Origin of the sequence: Salegentibacter tibetensis, from assembly GCF_020164485.1 — a bacterium.
In the GTDB taxonomy this organism is placed as follows: domain Bacteria; phylum Bacteroidota; class Bacteroidia; order Flavobacteriales; family Flavobacteriaceae; genus Salegentibacter; species Salegentibacter tibetensis.
Genome location: NZ_JAIQZA010000007.1, coordinates 112,017 through 136,475, shown reverse-complemented (window position 1 = coordinate 136,475; position 24,459 = coordinate 112,017). Strand labels below are relative to the sequence as shown.

The window sequence follows — 24,459 nt, the reverse complement described above, 5'->3', positions numbered from 1 at the left end:
CGCAGTCCTCGCAATGGCGCTTTTTTCAAGAAGCTCTCCTCCTTCCCAAGGAGGAGTACCCGAAAGGGGAGGTGGTTTGCTGTTTGGAGTTTCTCGTCACTTCGAGACCCGTGATAAAAAATTTCATCTAGCGTAGGAAAATGACGTTTCGAGCATAGCGAGTTTTAAACCCCGTGTGTGAGTGTAGCAAATCAGCAGCGTTAATAATTTTTGAAAGCTTGTCCTGAGTGGAGTCGAAGGGCCCTGGAAAAAATTTAGCTGCTGATTTGCGATTTTTTGGCCCTGTTGCCAAAAAAACACCTTCACATAGGGCGCCATTTTTTGTTTCGTTTTTTGGGCGAGCAAAAAATGAAAAAGGAAACTTCCAAACTAGGTAAGTTTCTTTTTGAATTATAAAAAAAACAAACCTAAATATCAGGGTTTTAAAAATACGTCAATGGTAGTTTCCGACGTGAGGCGGAAGTATCGAGAAGTGGTATTTTTACTTCAAAAACCTGTTCTCGATACAGCGTTATTTTCGCTTCCAGCTCAAATACCGCCACTCGAACTGACGCTCAAATTTTGCACGGCAAATATTAGTGAATTCGTGGCGAAACCTCATAAACAATAAATAAAAGACTAAGAACAGATTGCCACGTCGGCTATCGCAGTCCTAGTAATGACGGTCTCGAGGAAAACCAGCAATGAACAACAAACAACAAACTGATAACAGACAACTCACAACCCACAACCGAAAAAAACCACACACCGCAAAACATTCCCAAATTCTCACAAATTCCTTCCAAAACACTAAAATCCTAAAATTTTAGTCAAAAAATTAAGAATTTTTCAAAAGCCTTATTTTCATTGATTTTTGAGCTTTTGCCTGGAGAAATTTTTCCATCGAAAATAGCCTTTTCAGCTATCGTAATTTATTGAGGGTTAAAATACTGTTTATCAGTTGTTTGAACCTGTTATTTTTATTCCGAAAGTAGTGCTCATTCCTGCTATAATACTGCCTTGATAACTTATCAGCTTACTTTTAATCTTTAAATCACACGAAGAAGAAATAAGTAATGCATAACAAATTCAGTAAAGTTTTAACACAAAGCAATTCGCAACCGGCATCACAGGCTATGTTGCACGCGATAGGACTAACCAAAGAAGATTTTAAAAAGCCATTTGTAGGTATTGCCAGTACCGGTTACGAGGGCAATCCATGTAATATGCACCTTAACGATTTGGCCAAACTGGTTAAAAAAGGTGCTAATGAAAATGAACTTGTAGGTTTAATTTTTAATACCATTGGTGTTAGCGACGGGATCTCTATGGGAACCCCGGGAATGCGTTATTCTTTGCCGTCACGCGATATTATAGCCGATTCTATGGAAACCGTGATCCACGCAATGTCTTACGACGCTTTGATCACAGTGGTAGGTTGCGATAAGAATATGCCAGGTGCGCTTATGGCGATGCTCAGGATTAACCGTCCTGCGATTTTAGTGTACGGTGGTACCATTGCTTCCGGATGTCATAATGGGAAAAAACTGGACGTGGTTTCGGCATTTGAAGCCTGGGGTGCAAAAACGGCCGGGGATATAGAAAAAGAAGAATACGAAAGTATTATAGAAAAAGCCTGTCCCGGTGCAGGAGCCTGCGGCGGAATGTACACCGCAAATACAATGGCTTCGGCAATTGAAGCTTTGGGAATGGCTTTACCATATAACTCTTCTAATCCTGCGGTGGGTGAAGAAAAGAAAACCGAGAGTGAAGAAGCCGGAAAAGCAGTGCGCCTTTTAATTGAAAAAGATATTAAACCCCGCGATATCGTAAATCGTAAATCGCTGGAAAATGCCATTCGACTGCTTACTGTTTTAGGAGGTTCTACCAATGCGGTATTACACTTTTTGGCCATAGCAAAATCGGCTGAAGTTGATTTTGATTTAGCAGATTTTGAAAAAATATGCGATAGTACGCCGTTTTTGGCCGATTTAAAGCCAAGCGGGAAATATGCGATGGAAGATGTACATAGGATTGGCGGGATTCCTGCAGTTTTAAAATATATGCTGAAAAACGATATGCTTCATGGTGATTGTCTTACCGTAACCGGAAAAACCTTAGCTGAAAACCTTGCTGATGTTCCCGATATGGAAGAAGGCCAGGATGTATTCAGGCCTTTGGATAACCCGATCAAGAAAACCGGGCACATAAGGATTCTCTACGGAAATCTTGCTGAAGGTGGGTCGGTAGCGAAAATTACCGGAAAGGAAGGTTTGCAATTTACCGGAACGGCTAAAGTTTTTAATAGTGAATATGAAGCTAATGATGGCATTTCAGAAGGAAAAGTAAAAAAAGGAGATGTAGTCGTCATTCGGTACGAGGGCCCAAAAGGCGGTCCTGGAATGCCGGAAATGCTTAAGCCTACTTCAGCCATAATGGGTGCAAAACTCGGTAAAGATGTAGCCTTAATAACAGACGGAAGATTTTCTGGTGGAACCCACGGATTTGTCGTCGGTCATATCACCCCGGAAGCCCAGGAAGGCGGTTTACTCGCTTTTCTAAAAGACGGAGATGAGATTACCATTAATGCTGAAACCAATAAAATAGAAGTTGCACTTTCAGCAGAAGAAATAAAGAAAAGAAAAGAAAACTGGGAAGCCCCCGCTTTAAAATTCAATAAGGGAGTGCTTTACAAATATGCAAGAACGGTTTCCTCGGCCTCACAGGGTTGCGTTACCGACGAATTTTAATAAGGTGAATTATGGAAGTTAAAACAGCTAGTTTCGAAAAAGTATCTTCTCCAAAAAAAACCACGGTTTCAGGTGCTGAAGCAGTGATCAAATGTTTGCTGGAAGAAGGTGTGGATACGCTTTACGGCTATCCCGGCGGAGCAATTATGCCCGTTTACGATGAATTGTATAAATACCAAACTCAAATTCACCATGTCCTCACGCGCCACGAACAGGGCGCTACACACGCGGCACAGGGTTATGCAAGGGTAAATGGAAAAGTAGGGGTTGCTATGGCTACTTCCGGTCCCGGAGCTACTAATCTGGTTACGGGAATTGCAGATGCACAAATAGATTCTACCCCCATGGTTTGTATCACCGGGCAGGTAGGATCACATTTACTTGGGAGCGATGCTTTCCAGGAAACCGATATTATTGGAATTTCCACGCCAATTACCAAGTGGAACTATCAAATAACCAAAGCAGAGGAGATTCCGGAGATTTTGGCAAAAGCTTTTTTTATAGCCCGCTCGGGAAGACCGGGGCCGGTTTTAATCGATATTACCAAGGATGCACAGTTTGCTTCGTTGGAATTTACTTATAAAAAATGTTCCGGAATTAGAAGTTATAAACCTAAGCCTGAAGTTAATTTAGTTGAAGTTGAAAGGGCTGCCGAAGCGATTAACAATGCTAAAAAACCTATGATCATCTTTGGTCAGGGTGTGATATTAGGCAGTGCGGAAGAACTTTTTAAACAGGTAGTAGAGAAATCGGGTATTCCGGCTGCGTGGACCATTTTAGGACTTTCTGCTATGCCAACTGATCATCCGCTAAATGTGGGAATGGTTGGAATGCACGGCAATTACGGCCCAAATGTTTTAACAAACGAATGTGATGTATTGATCGCTATCGGGATGCGTTTTGACGATCGGGTAACTGGAAATCTGGAAAAATATGCCAAACAGGCCAAAGTAATCCATTTTGAAATTGATCCTGCCGAAATTAATAAAAACGTACATGCGGATATTCCGGTTTTAGGGAATGTAAATGAAACCCTTAAAATCTTATTGGAGCTTTTAAAACCGAACAAGCACGAAGCCTGGCATCAAAAATTTAAAGATTATTATCAAATTGAATTCGATAAAATCATTAAAAATGATTTAAATGCCGAACGAGGCAAAATTGGAATGGCAGAGGTTATTGATGAGATCAACCACTGCTCGAAAGGCGATGCGGTTATTGTTTCAGATGTTGGTCAGCACCAAATGGTGGCTTGCCGTTATTCAAAATTCAATCAAACCAGAAGCAATGTAACTTCCGGCGGCCTGGGAACTATGGGGTTTGCGCTTCCGGCAGCTATTGGCGCTAAAATGGGTGCACCAGATCGTGACGTTGTGGCGGTAATTGGTGATGGTGGCTACCAGATGACCATTCAGGAACTGGGTACTATTTTTCAGACCAAAGTACCGGTAAAAATTGTGATTTTGAATAATGATTTCCTTGGAATGGTACGCCAGTGGCAGCAGTTGTTTTTTGAAAAGCGTTATGCTTCCACAGAAATGGTAAATCCCGATTTTATAACTATTGCCAAAGGATATCATATTAAAGCCAAACAGGTAAGTAAGCGGGAAGATTTAAAAGAAGCCGTAACCGAAATGATGGAGTCTAAAGAAGCTTATTTCCTTGAAGTAAAAGTTGAACAGGAAGAAAATGTGTTCCCGATGGTTCCTACCGGGGCTTCAGTTTCAGATATAAGATTAGAGTAATGGAAAAGAAAAATTTTACGGTTTCGGTTTATACCGAAAACAACATAGGCCTTCTGAGTCGTATTGCGGCCATTTTTCAAAAAAGGCACATCAATATTGAAAGCATTACCGCTTCCCGAAGTGAAGTAAACGAGGTGATGCGGTTTATTATCGTGGTGCAGGTTACCGAAGATCAGGTTAAAAAGATCGTTGGCCAAATAGAGAAGCAAATTGAAGTAATTAAAGCTTTCTATCATACCGATGATGAAATGATCTACCAGGAAACTGCGCTATATAAGATAAATTCTGCCGATTTTGTGAAAGATCTCAGTATTCAGGACTTTATAAAAGGATCTAACGCGCGTATCGTGACAGTTACTCCTAAGTTTTTTGTAATTGAAAAAACCGGAAAACGTCACGAAACCGACAGCCTTTACGAAAAATTAAAACCTTATGGATTGATGCAGTTTGTACGCTCGGGCACTATTGCCGTGACCAAAAATGAAATGCCAATCTCGAACATTTTAGAACAATTTGATACAACCAATTAAATAAAAATGATGACGAATTATTTTAACAGTCTTTCTTTACGTGAACAATTAGCCCAGCTGGGAACCTGTAGGTTTATGGGTAGTGATGAATTCAGCGACGGAGTGGCTGCTTTAAAAGGAAAAAAAATAGTGATTGTGGGCTGTGGTGCACAAGGCCTTAACCAGGGCTTAAATATGCGCGACAGTGGTTTGGATATTTCTTATGCGCTTCGTGAAGGGGCCATCAAGGAAAAACGACAGTCCTTTAAAAATGCTTCAGAAAATAATTTTAAGGTTGGGACTTATGAAGAATTGATCCCAACTGCCGATCTGGTAATTAACCTAACGCCAGATAAACAACATACTTCGGTAATAAAAGCCATTCAGCCGCATATTAAAAAAGACGCGGTGCTTTCTTACTCGCATGGTTTTAATATCGTGGAAGAAGGAATGAAAATTAGGGAAGACATCACTGTAATTATGGTGGCGCCTAAATGCCCCGGAAGTGAAGTTAGGGAAGAATATAAAAGAGGTTTTGGAGTACCAACGCTAATTGCCGTACACCCGGAGAACGATCCGCAGGGAATTGGTTTTGAATGGGCTAAGGCTTACGCAGTTGCCACAGGTGGTGATAAAGCCGGGGTTTTGGCATCTTCATTTGTTGCTGAAGTAAAATCTGATTTAATGGGGGAACAAACCATTTTATGCGGATTGCTGCAAACAGGTTCTATTCTTAGTTATGATAAAATGGTGGCTGAAGGTGTTGAACCTCCTTATGCCTCGAAACTTATTCAGTATGGTTGGGAAACCATTACCGAAGCTTTAAAGCACGGCGGGATCACCAATATGGTGGACAGGCTTTCAAACCCGGCGAAGATTAAGGCCGATGAGATTTCCGAAGAATTAAAACAAATAATGCGCCCGCTTTTCCAAAAGCATATGGACGATATTATTTCCGGTGCTTTTAGTAGCAGAATGATGAAAGACTGGGAAAATGGTGATAAAGAATTGCTGGAATGGAGAGCTGCGACCGGGGAAACCGCTTTTGAAAAATCTGAAGCGACTTCAGAAGAGATCAAGGAACAGGAATATTTTGATAAAGGTGTATTATTGGTAGCCTTTGTGAAATCTGGTGTGGAGCTGGCTTTTGAAACTATGGTAGAAGCAGGAATTGTTGCAGATTCGGCTTATTATGAATCACTGCACGAAACTCCGTTGATCGCCAATACCATTGCCAGAAAGAAATTGTTCGAGATGAACAGGATTATTTCTGATACGGCAGAATATGGTTGTTATTTATTTGACCATTCGGCAAAACCACTTATTAAAGATTATGTAAACGGCTTGCCAAAAGAGGTTATAGGTCATTCTTTTGGAACCGATTATACCGGAGTGGACAATCAGCAGTTAATAGCAGTTAATGATGATATTAGACAACATCCCGTTGAAAAAGTGGGAGGAAGGCTAAGAAAAGCGATGACTGCAATGAAAAAAATACAGGAATAAAATGGATACTTTGCTGGCAGATAAAACGACATATAAACCTCAGTTAAAAGCTGTAAAAGAAGCGGCAGAACGCATTTCCAAAGTGGTGGTGAAAACCCCTTTGATGCAATCTTTTACCTATAGCAAGAAATTTTCAGCAAATGTGATGTTGAAGAGGGAAGACTTGCAACAGGTGCGCTCTTATAAAATTCGCGGGGCCTATAATAAGATTTCGAGCCTTCCGCAAGAACAGCTGGATAAAGGGGTTATTTGTGCCAGCGCCGGAAATCACGCACAGGGTGTAGCTTTTGCCTGTAATAAACTGCAGGTAAAAGGCGTGATCTATATGCCAATTACCACCCCAAGGCAAAAAGTAGAGCAAACAAAGATGTTTGGTGGCGAGTGGGTAGAAGTGGTTTTAAAAGGCGATACTTTTGACGATTCATTTAAAAGTTCAACAAAACATGCCGAAAAATTTGGTTTGGTTTTTATACATCCTTTTGATGACGAAAAGGTGATTGAAGGCCAGGCCACCATTGGTTTGGAAATCCTTGAGCAAGCCACTGAGCCTATAGATTATGTTTTTGCACCCCTTGGCGGTGGCGGACTTTTAGCCGGATTGTCTTCTATGTTTAAGGAACTTTCGCCCAATACTAAAATAATTGGGGTAGAGCCGGAAGGTGCACCTTCCATGACTTCTTCTTTGAAAGAAGGGAAACTGGTAGAATTAAAATCTATCGAACGTTTTGTAGATGGTGCTGCAGTACAAAAAGTCGGCAGTCGAAATTTTGAAATTTGTAAGGAGAATCTCGATAAAATGATCACCGTTCCGGAAGGGAAGATTTGCCAAAGTATCCTTGATCTTTATAATCAGGATGCTATAGTGGTAGAACCCGCGGGAGCAATGGCCATAAGTGCCCTCGATTTTTTTGCTGAAGAAATCAAAGGAAAAAACGTGGTGTGCATTGTAAGTGGAAGCAATAACGATATCACCCGAACTGCAGAGATCAAGGAAAGAGCTTTATTGTATGCCGGGCTAAAACATTATTTTGTGATAAGTTTTCCGCAGCGGGCGGGCGCTTTAAAAGATTTTCTGGAAAAGGTTTTAGGACCTAAAGACGATATTACGCATTTTGAATACTCAAAAAAGCATCATCGTGAAAATGCCCCGGCGGTAGTTGGGATAGAAATAAACGATCCTGCCGATTTTGAACCCCTGGTAGCCAGGATGAAAGCGAAGAATTTTTACGGGGAATATCTCAATGATAAGCCTAATTTGTTTCAGTATTTAGTATAAATATTTTGTTGGTTAAAATAATTATGTACATTTACAGTATGCTTTCAATGAAACAAATAATATTTCCCGTTTTTCGCTTCTTCCCGCGCCGCCGCAGGTAAGAAGTAAATTGCATTATTCTTTTTTAATATTATTTGATTTTAATTACAACTTGAGAGATCCACAAAATATACCGCCCAGTTTAAATTTCAGAATCACTTCTGAAATTACACCTATTCGCCGCCGCTTCCCGCGTCGCACCTTGGTGCGTGTATAATTTAATGGAACTTAGGTGAGTCCGGTTCCCCTTTCAAAAAGATCAAATCAAATTTATTTTCTCACTAATTTCTTAGCAAATGAAGATTATCATTGCTAATAAATCTCACGCTCAATACGCTGAGATTATTTGTACAACTATAGAAGAATCTGCAAAGGTTCGAGGCACGGGCATTGCCCGCAGAACCCCTGAATATATCATTGGAAAAATGGAGAAGGGGAATGCGGTTATTGCTTTAGACGGCGAAAAATTTGCCGGTTTCTGCTATATCGAGACCTGGAGCCACGACAGGTATGTGGCAAATTCAGGCTTAATTGTGCACCCCGATTTTAGGCACCAGGGACTGGCCAAAGACATCAAGGAGGTGGTTTTTAACCATTCCAGGAAAATGTATCCCAATGCAAAGATCTTCGGGATCACTACCGGCCTGGCCGTGATGAAGATAAATTACGAACTTGGATATCAACCCGTAACCTTTTCTGAACTTACCGATGATGACGCATTTTGGAAAGGCTGCCAAACCTGCAAGAATTACGATATTCTAACCAGAACCGAACGTAATATGTGCCTCTGCACGGGAATGATGTATGATCCAGAAAGAAAAAAGGATGCAAAAAAAGAAGACCCGAAGGAAAGCTTTAATGATAAAGCTTTTAAAAGGTTGAAGAATATAAAACAGACCTTGTTTTACAAAAAAGAAAAAAACGGGAGTTAAAATTAAACTTATCGTCATCCTGAACTTGTTTCAGGGTCTAATTTACTTAGAAGCTGAAACAAGTTCAGCTTGACGTCAAATAGCAAATAAGTCAAATGAAAAAAGTAGTTATAGCATACAGTGGAGGTTTGGATACTTCTTACTGCGCAAAATATTTATCTAAAGAAGAAAATTTTGAAGTCCACGCCGTGAGTGTTAATACCGGTGGATTTTCAGAAGAAGAAGTCAAAAAAATTGGAGAAAATGCACAAAAAATAGGAGCAAAGACCTATAAAAACATTGATGCGGTTTCTTCATTTTATCAGAAAGTGGTAAAGTATTTAATCTTCGGAAATGTCTTAAAAAACAATACTTATCCGCTTTCGGTAAGTGCAGAAAGGATAGTACAGGCCATAGAGATTGTGAATTATGCAAAAAAAATCGATGCTAAGTATATTGCCCATGGCAGTACAGGCGCCGGAAACGACCAGGTGCGGTTTGATATGATCTTTCAAATTATCGCGCCCGAAATTGAAATTATCACGCCAATCAGGGATAAGCAACTCAGCCGACAGGAAGAGATTGAATACCTGAAACAAAACGGTGTTGAAATGAATTGGGAGAAATCAAAATACTCGGTAAACAAAGGCCTTTGGGGGACGAGTGTAGGTGGAGCGGAAACGCTAACTTCAGAAAAACCCTTACCTGAAAGTGCTTACCCTTCTCAACTTCAGGAGAAAGAAGCGAAACAAATTAGTTTGACATTTACCAAAGGAGAACTTTCCGCTGTAAATGGAGAAGATAATTCCCCAGAGAAGAATATTGAAGTCCTTGAAGACATCGCTTCAAAATATGCCATTGGCCGTGATATTCACGTTGGCGATACGATTATAGGAATAAAAGGAAGGGTTGGTTTTGAAGCTTCCGCAGCGCTAATTATTATTAAAGCCCATCATTTACTGGAAAAACATACGCTTAGCAAATGGCAGTTACAACATAAAGATTATTTGGCCAACTGGTATGGAACCCACTTACATGAAGGCCAGTATTTAGAACCCGTAATGCGGGATTTAGAAGCCTTTTTAGAAAGTTCCCAGCAGCAGGTAAGCGGGGAGGTTTTCGTAACACTACATCCTTACCGTTTTACGCTTGATGGAATTAAATCTCAGAACGATTTAATGAATTCCAGCTTCGGAAATTACGGCGAAGAAAATAAAGCCTGGACGGCAGATGATGCAAAAGGATTCATTAAAATCTTATCGAATGCCGGGAAGATCTACCAACACGTAAAAGAAGGAAAATGATAACAGCAGGAATAATTGGCGGTGCTGGGTATACGGCCGGCGAACTCATCAGGATACTTATAAACCACCCTGAGGCTAAACTGGATTTTGTGTACAGTACCTCTCAACCCGGAAAACCGGTGGCGGGGATACATCAGGATTTACTGGGCGAAACCGATTTGCAATTTAGCGGAGAGATCAATAAAGATGTTGACGTGGTTTTTTTGTGCCTCGGACATGGAAATTCGGTGAAATTTCTCGCTGAAAATCAGTTTTCAGAAAACACCAAAATCGTAGACCTAAGTACCGATTATAGAATGAGTGGCGAACACTCCTTTGTTTACGGGCTACCTGAATTCAATAAAGAAAAGATAAAAAAAGCCGGTTTTATAGCTAATCCCGGTTGTTTTGCCACAGCTATTAGCCTGGCAATCCTACCACTTGCCAATGCCGGATTATTGAAAGAAGACGTGCATATTAACGCGGTTACCGGGGCAACCGGTGCAGGAACATCACTTTCGGCAACCACGCATTTTACCTGGAGAGATAATAATTTTTCCAGTTATAAAGCCTTTGAACATCAACATTTGAATGAAATAGGACAAAGCCTAAAACTACTTCAGAACAATAAACTGCCGGAAATTAATTTTATTCCGAACAGGGGGAATTTTTCCAGGGGAATCCACGCCACGGCTTACACGAAATTTGAAGGAAGTCTCGAGGAAGCTAAAGCGATATATTCTGAGGCTTATCAGGATTCGGCATTTACGTTTGTAGTTGAGGAAGATTTGCATCTAAAGCAAGTAGTGAATACCAATAAATGTCTCTTAAAACTGCAGAAATTTGGGGATAAAATTTTGATCACCAGTATTATTGATAATTTACTGAAAGGCGCTTCAGGACAGGCCGTTCAAAATATGAACCTGATGTTTGGCTTTGAAGAGACTTTAGGATTAAAATTAAAAGCGAGTTATTTTTAACTGAGACCTCACAGGTTTTAAAAACCTGTGAGGTCTACAAATTAAAAGAAAATGAAAATAGCCATTATCGGAGCAGGCAATTTGGGACTTTCCATTGCGAAAGGCCTTATTGTAAACAATGCGTTTACCACCTTGTACCTCACCAAACGAAAGACTGAAGAAATTCAGGAATATGAGGAATATGCCAAGGTTAAGGTCACCAATGATAACCGTGAAGCAGTTAAAAATTCAGACATCCTGATTTTTGCGGTACAACCCACTCAAATGCAGCGGATCCTGGAAGAAATTAAAGACGATCTTCATGAAAAGCATGTGCTCATTTCTACAGTTACCGGATTTAAAATCGATGCTATTGAAGCGATAGTTGGAGAGGAACAGTTTATAGTTCGCTCAATGCCCAACACAGCCATTGCTGTTGGTAAATCGATGACCTGTCTTTGTAGTAACGAAAATGGTAAGAAGCGCATCGCTATTGCCGAGGCGATTTTTAATCGTTTGGGAACGAGTATTATTATTCCTGAAAATAAAATGCAGGCCGCTACGGTAATTTGCGCCAGTGGAGTTGCTTTCTGGATGCGGCTTATACGCGCCACCACCCAGGGAGCGGTGCAACTTGGTTTCGATGCAAAAGATGCACAGCAACTGGCTATGCAAACCTGTCTGGGAGCTTCCAGTTTACTTATAGAATCAGGGAAGCATCCAGAAGAAGAAATCGATAAGGTAACCACGCCCCGTGGTTGCACGATTGAAGGTTTGAACGAAATGGAACACAACGGCTTGAGTTCTTCTTTAATAAAAGGTATCCAGGCTTCATTCAAAAAAATAAACACCATTACAACCGAATAACTATGGAATTATTTGATGTTTATCCGTTATACGATATCACCCCGGTGAAGGGTAAGGGCGCTTATGTTTTTGATAAGGAGGAAAAAAAATATCTAGACCTGTATGGCGGTCACGCAGTAATCTCTATTGGTCATTCTCATCCTGCTTACGTGAATTCAATTTCTAAACAAGTGAGCAAACTTGGCTTTTATTCCAATTCGGTTAAAAACCCTTTGCAACAGGAATTAGCCGATAAACTGGAAAAGCTTTCCGGGGTAACAGATTACAGCCTGTTTCTATGTAATTCGGGTGCTGAAGCAAATGAAAATGCCTTGAAAGTAGCCTCATTTCATACAAGAAAGGATCGGATAATTTATTTTGATAAAGCATTCCACGGAAGAACATCGGGAGTAGTTGCGGTAACCGATAACGAAAATATTAAAGCCCCGTTTAACCAAAACCATAAAGCAACGAAACTTGCTTTTGAAAATACAGAAGTTCTTGAAAGAGAGTTGAAAAAGGGCGATGTGGCTGCGGTTATTTTTGAAGTAATCCAGGGAGTTGGTGGTCTGGATGAAGCTTCTACTGAATTTTATCAAAAAACGGCAGAACTTTGCAAAAAATACGGTTCGGTATTAATCGCAGACGAAGTACAGTCGGGTTATGGCAGGACAGGCGATTTTTTCGCTTTTCAAAAACACAATATTCGTCCTGATATTATTTCCATCGCAAAAGGAATGGGCAACGGTTTTCCGGTTGGCGGGGTTTTAATCGATAAATCTATTAAAGCAAAATCGGGTATGTTGGGAACTACTTTTGGTGGAAATCACCTGGCATGTGCGGCAGGAAGTGCGGTTTTGGAAGTTATTGAAAAAGAAAACCTACTGGCAAATGCTACCGAACTTTTTGAATATGTAAAGGAGAAAGCCACGGAAATTCCGCAGATTAAAAAAATCAAAGGCCGTGGACTGATGATTGGTTTGGAATTCGATTTTGAGATCGCGCAGATAAGAAAAGAGCTTTTGTTTAAACATCAGATCTTCACGGGGGCTTCCGCGAATAAAAACCTCCTGCGGATTTTACCCCCTTTAAATATTAAAAAAGAACATTTTGATGAGTTATTTAAAGCTTTGAAAATTGTTTTAAATTAAAATAGAATAGACCTCACAGGTTTTGGAAACCTGTGAGGTCTGAAAACTAGCAAAATGAAAAATTACACAGATTTATCAGATATAGAAGATTTACAGCAATTAATCACCGAAGCGCTGGAGCTAAAAAAAGCTTCCTCTTCCCTGGAAATAGGCAAGGGAAAAACTCTGGGGATGCTGTTTTTTAATCCGAGTTTGAGAACACGTTTAAGTACCGAAAAAGCGGGAAAATTACTGAGAATGGACGTGATGGTGATGAATGCCGGGAGTGATAGTTGGAAACTGGAATTTGAAGACGGAGCTGTAATGGATTCCAATAAAGCCGAACACATCAAAGAGGCAGCGGCAGTATTATCGCAGTACTGTGATATTATCGCCGTGAGGGCCTTTCCTGACTTAAAGGATAAAGAAAAAGATGAAGCTGAAATAGTATTGAATAGTTTTAAAAAGTATGCTTCAGTCCCTGTTGTAAATCTTGAAAGCGCCACAGGACATCCTCTTCAGGCACTTACCGATGCAATTACTATTTCAGAATTAAGGAAAAAAGACAGGCCAAAAGTTGTGCTTAGCTGGGCACCGCATCCAAAAACTTTGCCGCAAAGCGTTCCCAATTCTTTTACCGAAATTATGCAAAAACTGGATGTTGATTTTGTAATCACCAATCCTGAAGGTTATGATTTGAATCCTGAAATAACTAAAAATATTCCTGTAATCCATAACCAGGACGAGGCTTTAAAAGATGCCGATTTTGTTTATGTAAAGAACTGGAGCAGTTATGAAACTTACGGTCAAAAACTAAGTGAGGACAGAAACTGGACTTTTTCAGCAGACAAATTAAAGCAAACCAATAATGCGAAAGTGATGCATTGTTTGCCGGTAAGAAGAAATATGGTAATTGCTGATGAGGTTTTGGATTCTGAAAATTCGGTAGTGATCCAGCAGGCAGGAAATCGAACTTTTGCCGCACAAGCGGTTTTAAAAAGAATTTTAGAGGAAAAAGTCAAATCCGCAGATTTAGGAAAAAACGCTTAAAATCCCGACTCCGATCGAGTTGACATTATTAAGAACAATGAAAAAAGAGGTTTTAAAAGTTGTAAAAATAGGAGGAAAACTTATTGAGGATGAGGCAAAATTCGCTGAATTCCTAAAAGATTTTGTGGCTTTGGAAGGTTCGAAGATCCTGGTTCACGGTGGAGGAAACCTGGCTACTGAAATTGCAGGAAAACTCGGTTATAAAACCCAAATGTTTGAGGGGCGTAGAATTACCGATGCCGATTCGATTAAAGTGATCACCATGGTTTACGGCGGTCTTATCAATAAAAACATTGTAGCCAAGCTGCAAGCCCTTCACAATAACGCCATAGGCCTTTGTGGGGCAGATGGGATGAGCATTGTTTCCCAAAAACGCCCTGTTAAGGAAGTTGATTTTGGATTTGTTGGAGACGTTAAGAGGGTTAATTCAGAATTTATAAATTCAATTTTAAAACAACAGATAACGCCGGTTTTTTCGGCTATCTCCTGTACAAAAGATGGATTGCTCCTCAATACCAATGGGGACTCTGTTGCTGCGGAAATCGCCAAAGCAATGAGCTCAATTTATGAAACCGAACTTTACTTTTGTTTCGAGAAAAAGGGCGTACTAGCCGATGCAGAAAACGATGATTCGGTAATTGAAAAAATTACCAGGGAAAAATATCAGGAATTACTCGAAGAAAAAGTAATTAGTGACGGGATGTTACCAAAACTGCACAATTGTTTTCAGGCTTTGGAAAGCGGTGTAAAGAATATATTTCTTGGTGATTTCAGGCTATTAAAAAATGAATCTGTTTATACTAAAATCAGTAACTGATGAAGCTGGAAGAATTACAAAAAGATGCGATAGAATTACTTAAACAGCTTATTGCTACCCAGTCTTTTTCGAAAGAAGAAGATAATACGGCCGATTTGCTGGAAAAGTGGTTTAGAGAAAAGGACATGACTTTTTTTCGACATTTAAATAATGTATGGGCTACCAATAAGTATTTTGATGCAGACAAACCCAGCTTGCTGCTTAATTCCCATCATGATACGATAAAACCGAATTCGGCTTACACTCGAGATCCCTTTGAAGCTAAGATTGAGGAAGGGAAGTTATATGGTTTGGGTAGCAATGATGCGGGTGGTTGCCTGGTATCCTTACTTGCAACCTTTACCTGGTATTATGAAGCCAAAGACCTGAAATATAATTTGATTTTTGCCGGAACGGGGGAAGAAGAAATTAACGGGAAAAACGGAATTGCCTGTATGTTACCTAAAATGCCAAAAATTGATGTAGCTCTTGTTGGCGAACCCACTTTAATGCAACTGGCCATTGCCGAAAAAGGTCTGGTGGTTTTTGATGCCAAAGTAAAAGGAACACCTTCGCACGCGGCACATCCAAATGATAACAACGCCATATATAAGACCGCTGATGTTTTAAAATGGTTTGAGGATTTTGATTTTCCAAAGGAATCGGAAGCTTTGGGGAAAGTAAAACTTACCGTAACCCAGATCAATGCCGGGAGCCAGCATAATGTAGTACCGGGTCACGTAGATCTGGTAATCGATGTTAGGGTGAATGATGCTTACTCGAATGCTGAAATTGATCAAATTCTTCAGGAAAAAGCACCGGTAGATATTATTGCAGCGCGTTCACTTCGGTTGAATTCTTCTTCCATTCCTCCAGATCACGAGTTGGTAAAAGCGGGAATTGCGTTGGGAATGGAAACCTATGGTTCACCCACGTTGTCAGACCAGGCGATGCTGAAGTGCCCTTCTTTAAAATTAGGTCCGGGTGATTCAATCAGGTCTCATTCCGCAGATGAATTTATTTATGTGAAGGAAATAGAGGAGGGGATTGAAAAGTACATTAAGTTATTGGAGAAGGCTTTTAAAAAATAAAGGAGACCTCACAGGTTTTGAAAACCTGTGAGGTCTGTACTTGATAGAAAAATAAAACTATGAAACTCTGGGATAAAGGATTAGCTATAGATAAAAAGATTGAAAACTTCACGGTGGGAAACGACCGGGAGCTGGATATGCATATTGCTAAATACGATTTAAAAGCTTCAAAAGCACATGCTAAAATGCTTGGTAAAGTCGGAATTCTTACTTCAGAAGAAGTAAAGGATATTGAAAATGAACTGGCAAAACTTCAGGAACAGCTAGAAAATGGAAGTTTTGAGATTCAAGAAGATTTTGAAGATGTACATTCCAAAATTGAATTTGAACTAACCAAAGCGTTAGGAGATACCGGAAAGAAAATCCATACTGCCCGCTCCAGGAACGACCAGGTATTGGTGGCCATGCAATTGTATTTTAAAGAAAATCTACAGGAAATTTCCGTTAAGACAAAGAACCTCGTAGATGTACTTTTAGGACTTGCAGATAAACATCAGGAAAAACTTCTTCCGGGATATACACATTTGCAGGTAGCGATGCCATCAAGCTTTGGTTTATGGTTTTCCGCTTACGCAGAATTATTAATAGATGATCTCTATTTACTTGAAGCAGGATTAAAAGTTGTAGATCAGAATCCGCTGGGATCTGCTGCGGGTTATGGCTCTTCATTTCCAATAGACCGGGATTTTACCACCAAAGAGTTGGGATTTTCGACTTTAAAATATAACGTAGTGGCCGCGCAACTGGGCCGTGGCAAATGCGAGCGAACGGTGACTTCCAATATCGCTTCGGTTTCCAATACGCTTTCCAGGTTTGCAATGGATATTTGTTTATATATGAGTCAGAATTTCGATTTCATTACTTTTCCCGATGAGCTTACCACCGGTTCCAGCATTATGCCCCACAAGAAAAACCCGGATGTTTTCGAGCTGATACGTGGAAAATGCAATAAACTTCAGAGTATCGCGAACGAGATGATCTTAATTACCAATAATTTACCCAGTGGTTATCACCGGGATTACCAATTAATAAAAGAAAATAGCATTTACGCAGTTGAAAATATTAAAGAGATCCTGGATGTTTTTATTCATTCCATCGCTTTAATTAAAGTTAAGGATATCAATTTGCAGGATGAAAAATATAAATACCTGTTTACGGTAGACAGCATCAACGATTTGGTGATGCAGGGAAGATCGTTTAGAGAAGCTTATCAAATAATTGGGGGGCAGGTTCAGGAAGGAACCTATGAAGCTACTGAAGGGAAAAAACATTCTCACCTGGGAAGTAAGGATAATCTTGCGCTAGAGGAAATTAGGAAAAAAAAGGATCGGGTTTAATCATTTGAATTTGGCTGAGAGTGAAGAATAATTAGACGCGACTGAAGTTGAAATAGTTCAACCAGCACTAAAAAAAAACCCGATTTTCATCGGGGTTAATTAAACTAAGGTTTTATGGGCAATTAAAATGCCCGTAAAACCAGGTTTCATTAAAAAAACCTCCCGCAAAACCACACGAAATGCGAGAGGTTCAAACATAAATGAAGAAAAAAAGTCTTAAATAATAGTCATTTGCCCGAGGTTTAGGTTTTCGTTGTTGATGCTGATATTATCAACTTCGCTAATAAGTCCCTCAAGGAAATCGCCCACTTTTTCTGTGGAATAATGGTTGTCTTTGTTAATGTCTATAGTGCAAACATTGAGCTTTATGCTAAGCTCCACCGCCTTTTTAACTGCGTTAGCTTCTTCGGTTAATCCGAAATGCTCTAAAAGCATCGCAGCCGATAAAATAGATGCTACCGGGTTCGCAATTCCCTTCCCGGTTGCCTGAGGATAAGAACCGTGAATAGGTTCAAACATCGCGCTTTCTTTCCCTACCGAGGCTGATGCCAGTAAGCCGATACTTCCACCAATTACACTGGCCTCGTCAGAAAGGATATCACCAAACATATTTTCAGTAAGAATAACATCGAATTGGGTTGGGTTCAGGATCATTTGCATTGCGGCGTTATCCACAAAAAGGAAATCCAGTTCTACTTCGGGATATTCTTTTCCAATTTCAGTAACCGTTTTACGCCATAACCTGGAAGTTTCCAACACGTTGGCTTTGTCTACCAGGGTTAATTTTTTAGTACGCTTTTCGGCAGCTTTAAAAGCTAAGTGAGCAACCCGGGAAATTTCTTCAACCGAGTAGGTACAAACATCGGTAGCGCTCTGACCGTCTTCCGCAGTAAATTTATCACCAAAATAAATTCCACCGGTAAGTTCCCGGTAAATCACCATATTGGCTCCGGCAATGCGATCGGCTTTTAATGGTGATTGCTCTATAAGTTTGTCGTAAGCCTTTACCGGTCTAATGTTGGCAAAAAGCCCAAGGCCTTTTCTTAACTGTAAAAGGCCCTGTTCTGGTCTTACTTTTGCGTCTGGGTTATTGTCGTATTTTGGGTGTCCTATAGCCCCAAATAACACAGCATCAGATTTCTTGCACAATTCCAGCGTAGCTTCAGGTAACGGATTGTCCAGCAAGTCTATTGCTGCCGCACCTACCAAGGCGTCTTCAAATTGAAAGTGGTGATCGAAACGATCTGCTACAGCTTTTAAAACCTTAACTGATTGCTGTGTAATTTCGGGACCTATCCCGTCTCCGGGCAAGACTGCTATTTTTAATTTCATTTTTTTCTTCTTTATGTGTGGTTTTTTTCGAGTTTCTTATTTCCGTCAAGCTGAACTTGGTTCAGCTTCTAACATGTTTAATTGACTTAGATCCTGAAACAAGTTCAGGATGACGTTTATGTCAAATTATATTTAAAACTACAAGGGTGTGGTGGCTTGCGTTTTGTGTGATTTTTTCTGTTCAAATTCTTTAATCGCGTCCAGTTTACTTACCAGGAAATCTATATCGTCAAAACCATTGATCATACAAGTTTTTTTATAAGGATCTATCTCAAAACTTTCTGAGATATCTTTTTTCGGAATCCCGATTTTCTGGGCTTCCAGGTCTACTTTTATTTCTACGGAAGGATCTTTGGTGATTTCCACGAAAAGCTCGTTCAAAAATTCAGGACTTACCTGAACCGGAAGCAAACCGTTGTTAAGTGCATTTCCCTTGAAGATATCTGCAAAATAACTAGATACCACTACGGTAAATCCGTAAGCTTTAAGTGCCCAGGCAGCATGTTCCCGGCTGGAACCGCATCCAAAATTATCTCCGGCTACCAGGATGGACCCTTTATACTCGGGGTTATTTAAGGCGAAATCAGGATTTGGCTCGTCGTTTTTATCGAAACGCCAGTCGCGAAATAGGTTCTCTCCAAATCCGGCCTTATCGGTAGCTTTTAGAAACCGGGCCGGAATAATCTGGTCTGTATCTACGTTTTCTATCTCTAAAGGAACCGCTGTATCGGTTAATGTGATAAACTTTTCCATCTTAATTTAAATGTTTTGTAAAGTCGGTTAATTTTCCTGAAACAGCCGTGGCTGCGGCAGTTAACGGACTTGCTAATATGGTTCTGGAACCCTGTCCCTGTCTTCCTTCAAAATTTCTGTTACTGGTAGAAACGCAGTATTCGCCTGCAGGAATTTTATCATCGTTCATGGCTAAACAAGCCGAGCAACCCGGTTGTCTAAGAGTGAAACCAGCATTTTCAAAAACTTCCCGTAGGCCTTCGGCTTCAATTTGAGCGGCAACCTGGCGTGAACCGGGTACAATTAGTGCATTTACATTTGCTGCTTTTTGCTTACCTTTTATATAAGCCGCTGCCTGGCGAAAATCCTCAATTCTGGAATTGGTACAACTACCAATAAAAATCCAGTTAATCGGTTTTTCGAGTAAAGATTCACCGGGTTTAAAACCCATATAGGCCAGAGCTTTTGCATCGCTTTTTCCACCTTCCATAGGGATGGAACCGTTAATTTTTATGCCCATCCCGGGATTTGTTCCGTAGGTGATCATCGGTTCAATATCTTCGGCATCAAAAGAATATTCCTGGTCGAATTCAGCGTCCCCATCAGTTTTTAGAGTTTCCCAGTAAGCTTTTATAGCTTCAAACTCTTCACCTTTTGGTGCGAATTCTTTTCCTTTTACATATTCAAAAGTAGTTTCATCCGGAGCGATCAAGCCTCCACGGGCACCCATTTCGATGCTCATATTACAAACCGTCATTCTACCTTCCATAGACATTTCTTCAAAAACATTTCCGGCGTATTCACAAAAATATCCCGTCCCTGAATTTGTGCCCAGTTTGCTAATAATATAAAGGATCACATCTTTAGGTAAAACCCCTTTTTTAAGTTTACCGTTTACATTTACCCTTAATTTCTTAGGCTTTTGAACCAAAACACACTGGCTGGCAAAGACCTGGGAAACCTGGCTGGTGCCAATTCCAAAGGCAATGGTACCAAAAGCGCCGTGCGTAGAGGTGTGGCTGTCGCCACAAACCATTGTCATTCCCGGTTGGGTAATTCCGAGTTCGGGCGCCATTACGTGAACAATCCCGTTATAAGGATGGCCCAAGCCGTAAAGCGTAATATTATTTTCTTCGCAATTTTGGGTTAACTCCTTAAGTTGCTTTCTGGACAACAAATCTTTAACCGGTAAATGCTGATTTTCAGTAGGCGTGTTATGATCTGCTGTCGCAACTATTTGATCTGGCCTAAAAACCGAAATCCCGCGTTCCTTGAGCTCGTTAAAAGCCTGCGGACTCGTGACTTCGTGTATTAAGTGTTTATCGATGTACAAAATATCAGGACCATTGGGTATAGATTCTACCACGTGGGAATCCCAAATTTTATCGAATAAAGTTTTCTTCATTTTTCTTATAAATTCAATCCCAGCCTGGGAATTCTCTCAGGTTTATAATTATTCCCTGAGTAATCATATTATTTATTCAGTCTTATGCTGGGTTATTAAGCAATAGCTCTTATTTTTCTTTCTGAAATTTCCATGATTTCGTGGATGTCATTGTCTTCCACGCATCTTCTGGCATCAGCATAATTCAGAAATTCTGCATAAACCTGATCTAACTGAAGTTTGGTTAAATCATACCCCATTTTCTTAGCCTTAAAAGCAAGGGCAGCCCTTCCACTTCTTGCTGTAAGTACGATTGCAGATTCGGTTACCCCAACTTCCGCAGGATCTATGATTTCATAAGTTTCACGGTTTTTAATTACGCCGTCCTGGTGAATTCCGGAACTATGTGCAAATGCATTGGCGCCTACAATAGCTTTATTTGGCTGCACAAACATTCCCATTTCGCGGGAAACCATACAACTGGTATCAAAAAGGAATTTAGGGTCTATGTTTGTGTTTAAGTTTAAAGTCGGGTGCTGTCTTAAGATCATGACGACCTCTTCCAACGCGGTATTCCCGGCACGTTCACCAATCCCGTTGATGGTGCATTCTATTTGGCGTGCGCCATTCTGTACACCCGCAATAGCATTTGCTGTAGCAAGACCTAAATCGTTGTGACAATGGCAGGAAAGTCTAACCTTATCGATGTCTTTTACGTTGTCTTTTAAATATTTTATTTTTCTTCCGTATTCATTTGGAAGGCAGTATCCGGTAGTATCAGGAATATTTAATACTGTCGCTCCGGCTTTGATCATTTCGGTACAAACGCGGGCAAGAAATTCATTATCTGTTCTTCCGGCATCTTCGGCATAAAATTCAACATCGTCTACATAATTCTTTGCGTGTTTCACCGCGGCTACACCGCGCACAATAATTTCTTCTCTTGTAGAATTGAATTTATATTTAATATGGGAATCTGATGTACCAATACCGGTATGAATACGTGGTTTTCTGGCAGGTTTTAAAGCTTCAGCAGCAACTTCGATATCTTTTTTTACAGCACGGGTGAGTCCACAAACGGCGGCATTCTTCGCCAGCTTAGAGATTTCATAAACTGATTGATAATCGCCGGGACTGGAAACAGGGAAACCTGCTTCAATAACATCTACTCCCAGCTCATCAAGGCGCGCAGCGATTTTAAGTTTTTGGGCTGTATTCAATTTACAACCTGGAACCTGCTCTCCGTCTCGTAACGTCGTGTCAAAAATTTCTACCTTTTCTGTGCTCATAAGAGATTTATTTTACTTTATCTTTAACTAAAGTATTGTTAATCTATACACTCCGGACCTTTGCCTATTAGGTCATTACGATAATGAAACTAAAAATTAAGATGTAATATCACTGTAAATCAGTGCTTTATAAACGATTCTGTTACAATGACTAATGATTTAACTGATAACTTATTTTCTTTGATAAAATCGCTTTCGCCTTCAGAAAAGCGTCAATTTTCATTATATGTTGGAAGAATTGGTGTTAATACCGATAGTAAATTTCTGAATTTATTTAAGGTGATGACCAAGCTTAAGAAATATAATGAGAAGGAAATTCTTCTAAAAACAAAGATTAGTAAGCAACAATTATCTAATGTAAAAGCCCATTTATACAAGCAAATTCTTATTAGTCTAAGGCTGAATCCTGCGCACCAGAGTATACCGGTACAAATTAGGGAGCAATTTGATTTTGCTTATATCCTTTACCGAAAAGGTTTATACAAACAAAGCTTGAAACTTCTCGATAAAATAAAAGCACAGGCGCTGGAATATGAAGAAAAAAACCTGGCTTATGAGATCCTGGAGCTGGAAAAGATAATAGAATCACAATATATCACCCGAAGTATAGAAAACCGGGCCGAAAGCCTTATTCAGCAAACGCGGGATTTAAGTGATCTTAATTTGATTTCCAGCAAACTTTCAAATTTATCATTACAGTTATATGCCATTTTCCTGAAAATGGGTTATGCCAGGACCCAGGAAGAAGCCGAGAGTATCAGAAATTACTTTTATCAAAACCTTCCGGAATATCAAATTAAGAATATAGGTTTTAGGGAAAAATTATGGCTTTATAAAGCCCATTTATGGTTTAGTTTTATCACGCAGGATTTTTTGGCTTGCTACCGCTATTCTATGAAATGGATAGATCTTTTTAACGAACATAAACACTTAGTACCTATTCATCCGGTTTCTTATTTAAAAGGGAATCATTATTTACTGGAATCTTTATTTTACCTGAACCATACCAAATTATTTGAAAAGACCCTTAAGAATCTTGAAGGGATGCTCAAGGATGCCAAAATCCCCGACGATGATAACATTAAGGCCCTGGCTTTTCTTTATTTATATTCCAATAAGCTGAATTTACGTTTTATGCAGGGCGATTTTGCCAATGGAGATGAGTTGGTAGAGAAAATTCAGAAGCGGATTAAAAAATATAAAGACCGCATTGACGAGCATCACATTATGGTATTTTACTATAAGATTGCCTGTCTTTACTTTGGCGATGGAAACAATAAAAAATGCATTGAATTCCTTAATAAAATCATCAATAATAAATCACTGGAAATGCGGGAAGACCTAATGTGTTTTGCCCGGATTTTAAGTTTGGTAGCACATTATGAAGCCGGCCTGGACTATCATTTAGACCGTTTGGTAAAATCTACCTATAAGTTTTTGATTAAAATGAACGACTTGCACGAGGTCCAAAAAGAAATGATTCGATTCCTTCGGAATTTATCCGAAGTTTCGCCGCTTGAAATTAAGGATGAATTTAAAAGACTGCATAGTAAGTTAAAAGAATATGAAGATCACCCATACGAGCGCAGAGCGTTCCTCTATCTTGACATCATTTCCTGGCTGGAAAGTAAAATTCAAAACCGTCCTGTGGCTGATGTAATTGCCGAGAAAGTTGCTCTGGTGAGCCGTTAATTTCGTTCTACTGTAAGTACTGTTTTAGTCTAAGCAATTATTCCATAGCACTTCATCGGGTGGTGGTGCTATTATATGTATTTCATCTTTTTTTACAGGATGAATAAATTTGAGTTCCCTGGCGTGTAAATGAATACTGGCGTCTTTGTTGCTACGGTCAAAACCGTATTTGAGATCGCCTTTAATTGGGCTACCAATAGCCGACAGTTGACTTCTTATTTGATGATGCCGCCCGGTATGTAAATCTACTTCTAACAGAAAATAGTTATCGAGTTCTTTCAGCATTCTATATTCAAGGATAGCTTCTTTACTGTCGGGAACTTCCTTAATATGCGCATATGATTTATTTTGCTTGGGGTTTCTTTTCAGAAAATGAATTAACGTAGCACATTTTTGAGGCGGAGCGTTTTTTACGATTGCCCAATATGTTTTTTGTGCTTCTTTCTTCTGAAAAAGTTTATTGAGTCGGGGTAGGGCTTTAGAGGTTTTGGAGAAAAGTACAATTCCGCTGGTTGGTCTATCGAGGCGGTGAACCACTCCTAAATAGGCATCTCCCGGTTTATAATATTTTTCCTTTAGATAAGATTTTACCACTTCACTAAGCGGTTTGTCCCCGGTTTTATCACCCTGAACTATATCCCCTGGGCGTTTATTTACCACGATTATATGGTTGTCCTCAAAAAGAACCTGGAGGTTGTTTTTATCTGAAATTATTTTTTCCAAAGTGAAGATTTGAATTTTACTCGATAATCGAGATTTAAATGCTCCGAGGCTTGCCTCGAAATCAAATTATATTCTCCAATAATGCCTCGTGGGCTTGCCG

General features: G+C 39.9%; 20 protein-coding genes. 15 read left to right on the top strand and 5 right to left on the bottom strand.

Annotated elements, in window-relative coordinates; genetic code table 11:
- Positions 1-1,055 precede the first annotated feature (1,055 nt).
- The 14 genes from ilvD (at position 1,056) to argH (ending at position 17,207) form a co-directional block, all read left to right on the top strand.
- Complete coding sequence (gene ilvD / locus LB467_RS05620) at positions 1,056-2,729, top strand: dihydroxy-acid dehydratase (protein ID WP_224473046.1); 1,674 nt, start codon at positions 1,056-1,058, stop codon at positions 2,727-2,729.
- An 11-nt stretch (positions 2,730-2,740) separates the two neighbouring features.
- Entirely contained in the window at positions 2,741-4,474 is a 1,734-nt protein-coding gene (gene ilvB, locus LB467_RS05615; protein WP_224473045.1) for a biosynthetic-type acetolactate synthase large subunit, read from the top strand.
- Positions 4,474-5,004: an acetolactate synthase small subunit gene (gene ilvN / locus LB467_RS05610; RefSeq protein WP_224473044.1), complete on the top strand. Its 531-nt coding sequence runs from the start codon at positions 4,474-4,476 to the stop codon at positions 5,002-5,004. The genes ilvB and ilvN overlap by 1 nt, the downstream gene beginning before the upstream one ends.
- A 9-nt stretch (positions 5,005-5,013) precedes the next feature.
- Positions 5,014-6,489, top strand: coding sequence for a ketol-acid reductoisomerase (gene ilvC, locus LB467_RS05605; protein WP_224473054.1), 1,476 nt, complete (start codon positions 5,014-5,016; stop codon positions 6,487-6,489).
- Position 6,490: 1 nt separating this feature from the next.
- Positions 6,491-7,765 (top strand): threonine ammonia-lyase IlvA, encoded by a 1,275-nt coding sequence (gene ilvA, locus LB467_RS05600; protein ID WP_224473043.1) that lies wholly within the window; start codon positions 6,491-6,493, stop codon positions 7,763-7,765.
- A 335-nt stretch (positions 7,766-8,100) separates the two neighbouring features.
- Complete coding sequence (locus LB467_RS05595) at positions 8,101-8,736, top strand: GNAT family N-acetyltransferase (RefSeq protein ID WP_224473042.1); 636 nt, start codon at positions 8,101-8,103, stop codon at positions 8,734-8,736.
- 95 nt (positions 8,737-8,831) lie between these two features.
- Positions 8,832-10,019, top strand: a complete 1,188-nt coding sequence (locus tag LB467_RS05590) for an argininosuccinate synthase (RefSeq protein ID WP_224473041.1) — start codon at positions 8,832-8,834, stop codon at positions 10,017-10,019.
- A complete protein-coding gene (gene argC / locus LB467_RS05585) occupies positions 10,016-10,978 on the top strand; it encodes an N-acetyl-gamma-glutamyl-phosphate reductase (RefSeq protein ID WP_224473040.1) in 963 nt (320 codons plus the stop codon). Before LB467_RS05590 ends, argC begins: the two co-directional genes overlap by 4 nt.
- A 51-nt stretch (positions 10,979-11,029) precedes the next feature.
- Entirely contained in the window at positions 11,030-11,824 is a 795-nt protein-coding gene (proC, locus tag LB467_RS05580; protein WP_224473039.1) for a pyrroline-5-carboxylate reductase, read from the top strand.
- Between the two features lie 2 nt (positions 11,825-11,826).
- The gene (locus LB467_RS05575; RefSeq protein WP_224473038.1) at positions 11,827-12,954 is read left to right on the top strand and encodes an aspartate aminotransferase family protein; all 1,128 of its coding nucleotides are present in this window, start codon (positions 11,827-11,829) and stop codon (positions 12,952-12,954) included.
- 54 nt (positions 12,955-13,008) lie between these two features.
- Positions 13,009-13,983, top strand: coding sequence for an N-acetylornithine carbamoyltransferase (locus LB467_RS05570; RefSeq protein ID WP_224473037.1), 975 nt, complete (start codon positions 13,009-13,011; stop codon positions 13,981-13,983).
- Positions 13,984-14,020: 37 nt separating this feature from the next.
- Positions 14,021-14,800, top strand: a complete 780-nt coding sequence (gene argB / locus LB467_RS05565; RefSeq protein WP_224473036.1) for an acetylglutamate kinase — start codon at positions 14,021-14,023, stop codon at positions 14,798-14,800.
- Complete coding sequence (locus LB467_RS05560) at positions 14,800-15,870, top strand: M20 family metallo-hydrolase (RefSeq protein ID WP_224473035.1); 1,071 nt, start codon at positions 14,800-14,802, stop codon at positions 15,868-15,870. The genes argB and LB467_RS05560 overlap by 1 nt, the downstream gene beginning before the upstream one ends.
- Before the next feature lie 59 nt (positions 15,871-15,929).
- Positions 15,930-17,207 (top strand): argininosuccinate lyase, encoded by a 1,278-nt coding sequence (argH, locus tag LB467_RS05555; protein ID WP_224473034.1) that lies wholly within the window; start codon positions 15,930-15,932, stop codon positions 17,205-17,207.
- A 216-nt stretch (positions 17,208-17,423) separates the two neighbouring features.
- Here the strand turns inward: argH and leuB are convergent, their stop codons facing one another.
- The 4 genes from leuB to LB467_RS05535 form a co-directional block, all read right to left on the bottom strand.
- Complete coding sequence (gene leuB, locus LB467_RS05550) at positions 17,424-18,539, bottom strand: 3-isopropylmalate dehydrogenase (RefSeq protein WP_224473033.1); 1,116 nt, start codon at positions 18,537-18,539, stop codon at positions 17,424-17,426.
- Between the two features lie 138 nt (positions 18,540-18,677).
- Positions 18,678-19,292, bottom strand: a complete 615-nt coding sequence (gene leuD / locus LB467_RS05545) for a 3-isopropylmalate dehydratase small subunit (protein ID WP_224473032.1) — start codon at positions 19,290-19,292, stop codon at positions 18,678-18,680.
- 1 nt (position 19,293) lies between these two features.
- The gene (leuC, locus tag LB467_RS05540) at positions 19,294-20,676 is read right to left on the bottom strand and encodes a 3-isopropylmalate dehydratase large subunit (RefSeq protein WP_224473031.1); all 1,383 of its coding nucleotides are present in this window, start codon (positions 20,674-20,676) and stop codon (positions 19,294-19,296) included.
- Positions 20,677-20,771: 95 nt separating this feature from the next.
- Positions 20,772-21,944 carry a 2-isopropylmalate synthase gene (locus LB467_RS05535; RefSeq protein WP_224473030.1) on the bottom strand — a complete coding sequence of 391 codons (1,173 nt, stop codon included), beginning with the start codon at positions 21,942-21,944 and terminating at the stop codon, positions 20,772-20,774.
- A gap of 147 nt (positions 21,945-22,091) precedes the next feature.
- On the opposite strand from LB467_RS05535, the gene LB467_RS05530 reads away from it, so the two are divergent.
- The gene (locus tag LB467_RS05530; RefSeq protein WP_224473029.1) at positions 22,092-23,636 is read left to right on the top strand and encodes a hypothetical protein; all 1,545 of its coding nucleotides are present in this window, start codon (positions 22,092-22,094) and stop codon (positions 23,634-23,636) included.
- Between the two features lie 24 nt (positions 23,637-23,660).
- Here the strand turns inward: LB467_RS05530 and LB467_RS05525 are convergent, their stop codons facing one another.
- The gene (locus LB467_RS05525) at positions 23,661-24,359 is read right to left on the bottom strand and encodes an RluA family pseudouridine synthase (RefSeq protein ID WP_224473028.1); all 699 of its coding nucleotides are present in this window, start codon (positions 24,357-24,359) and stop codon (positions 23,661-23,663) included.
- Positions 24,360-24,459 lie beyond the last annotated feature (100 nt).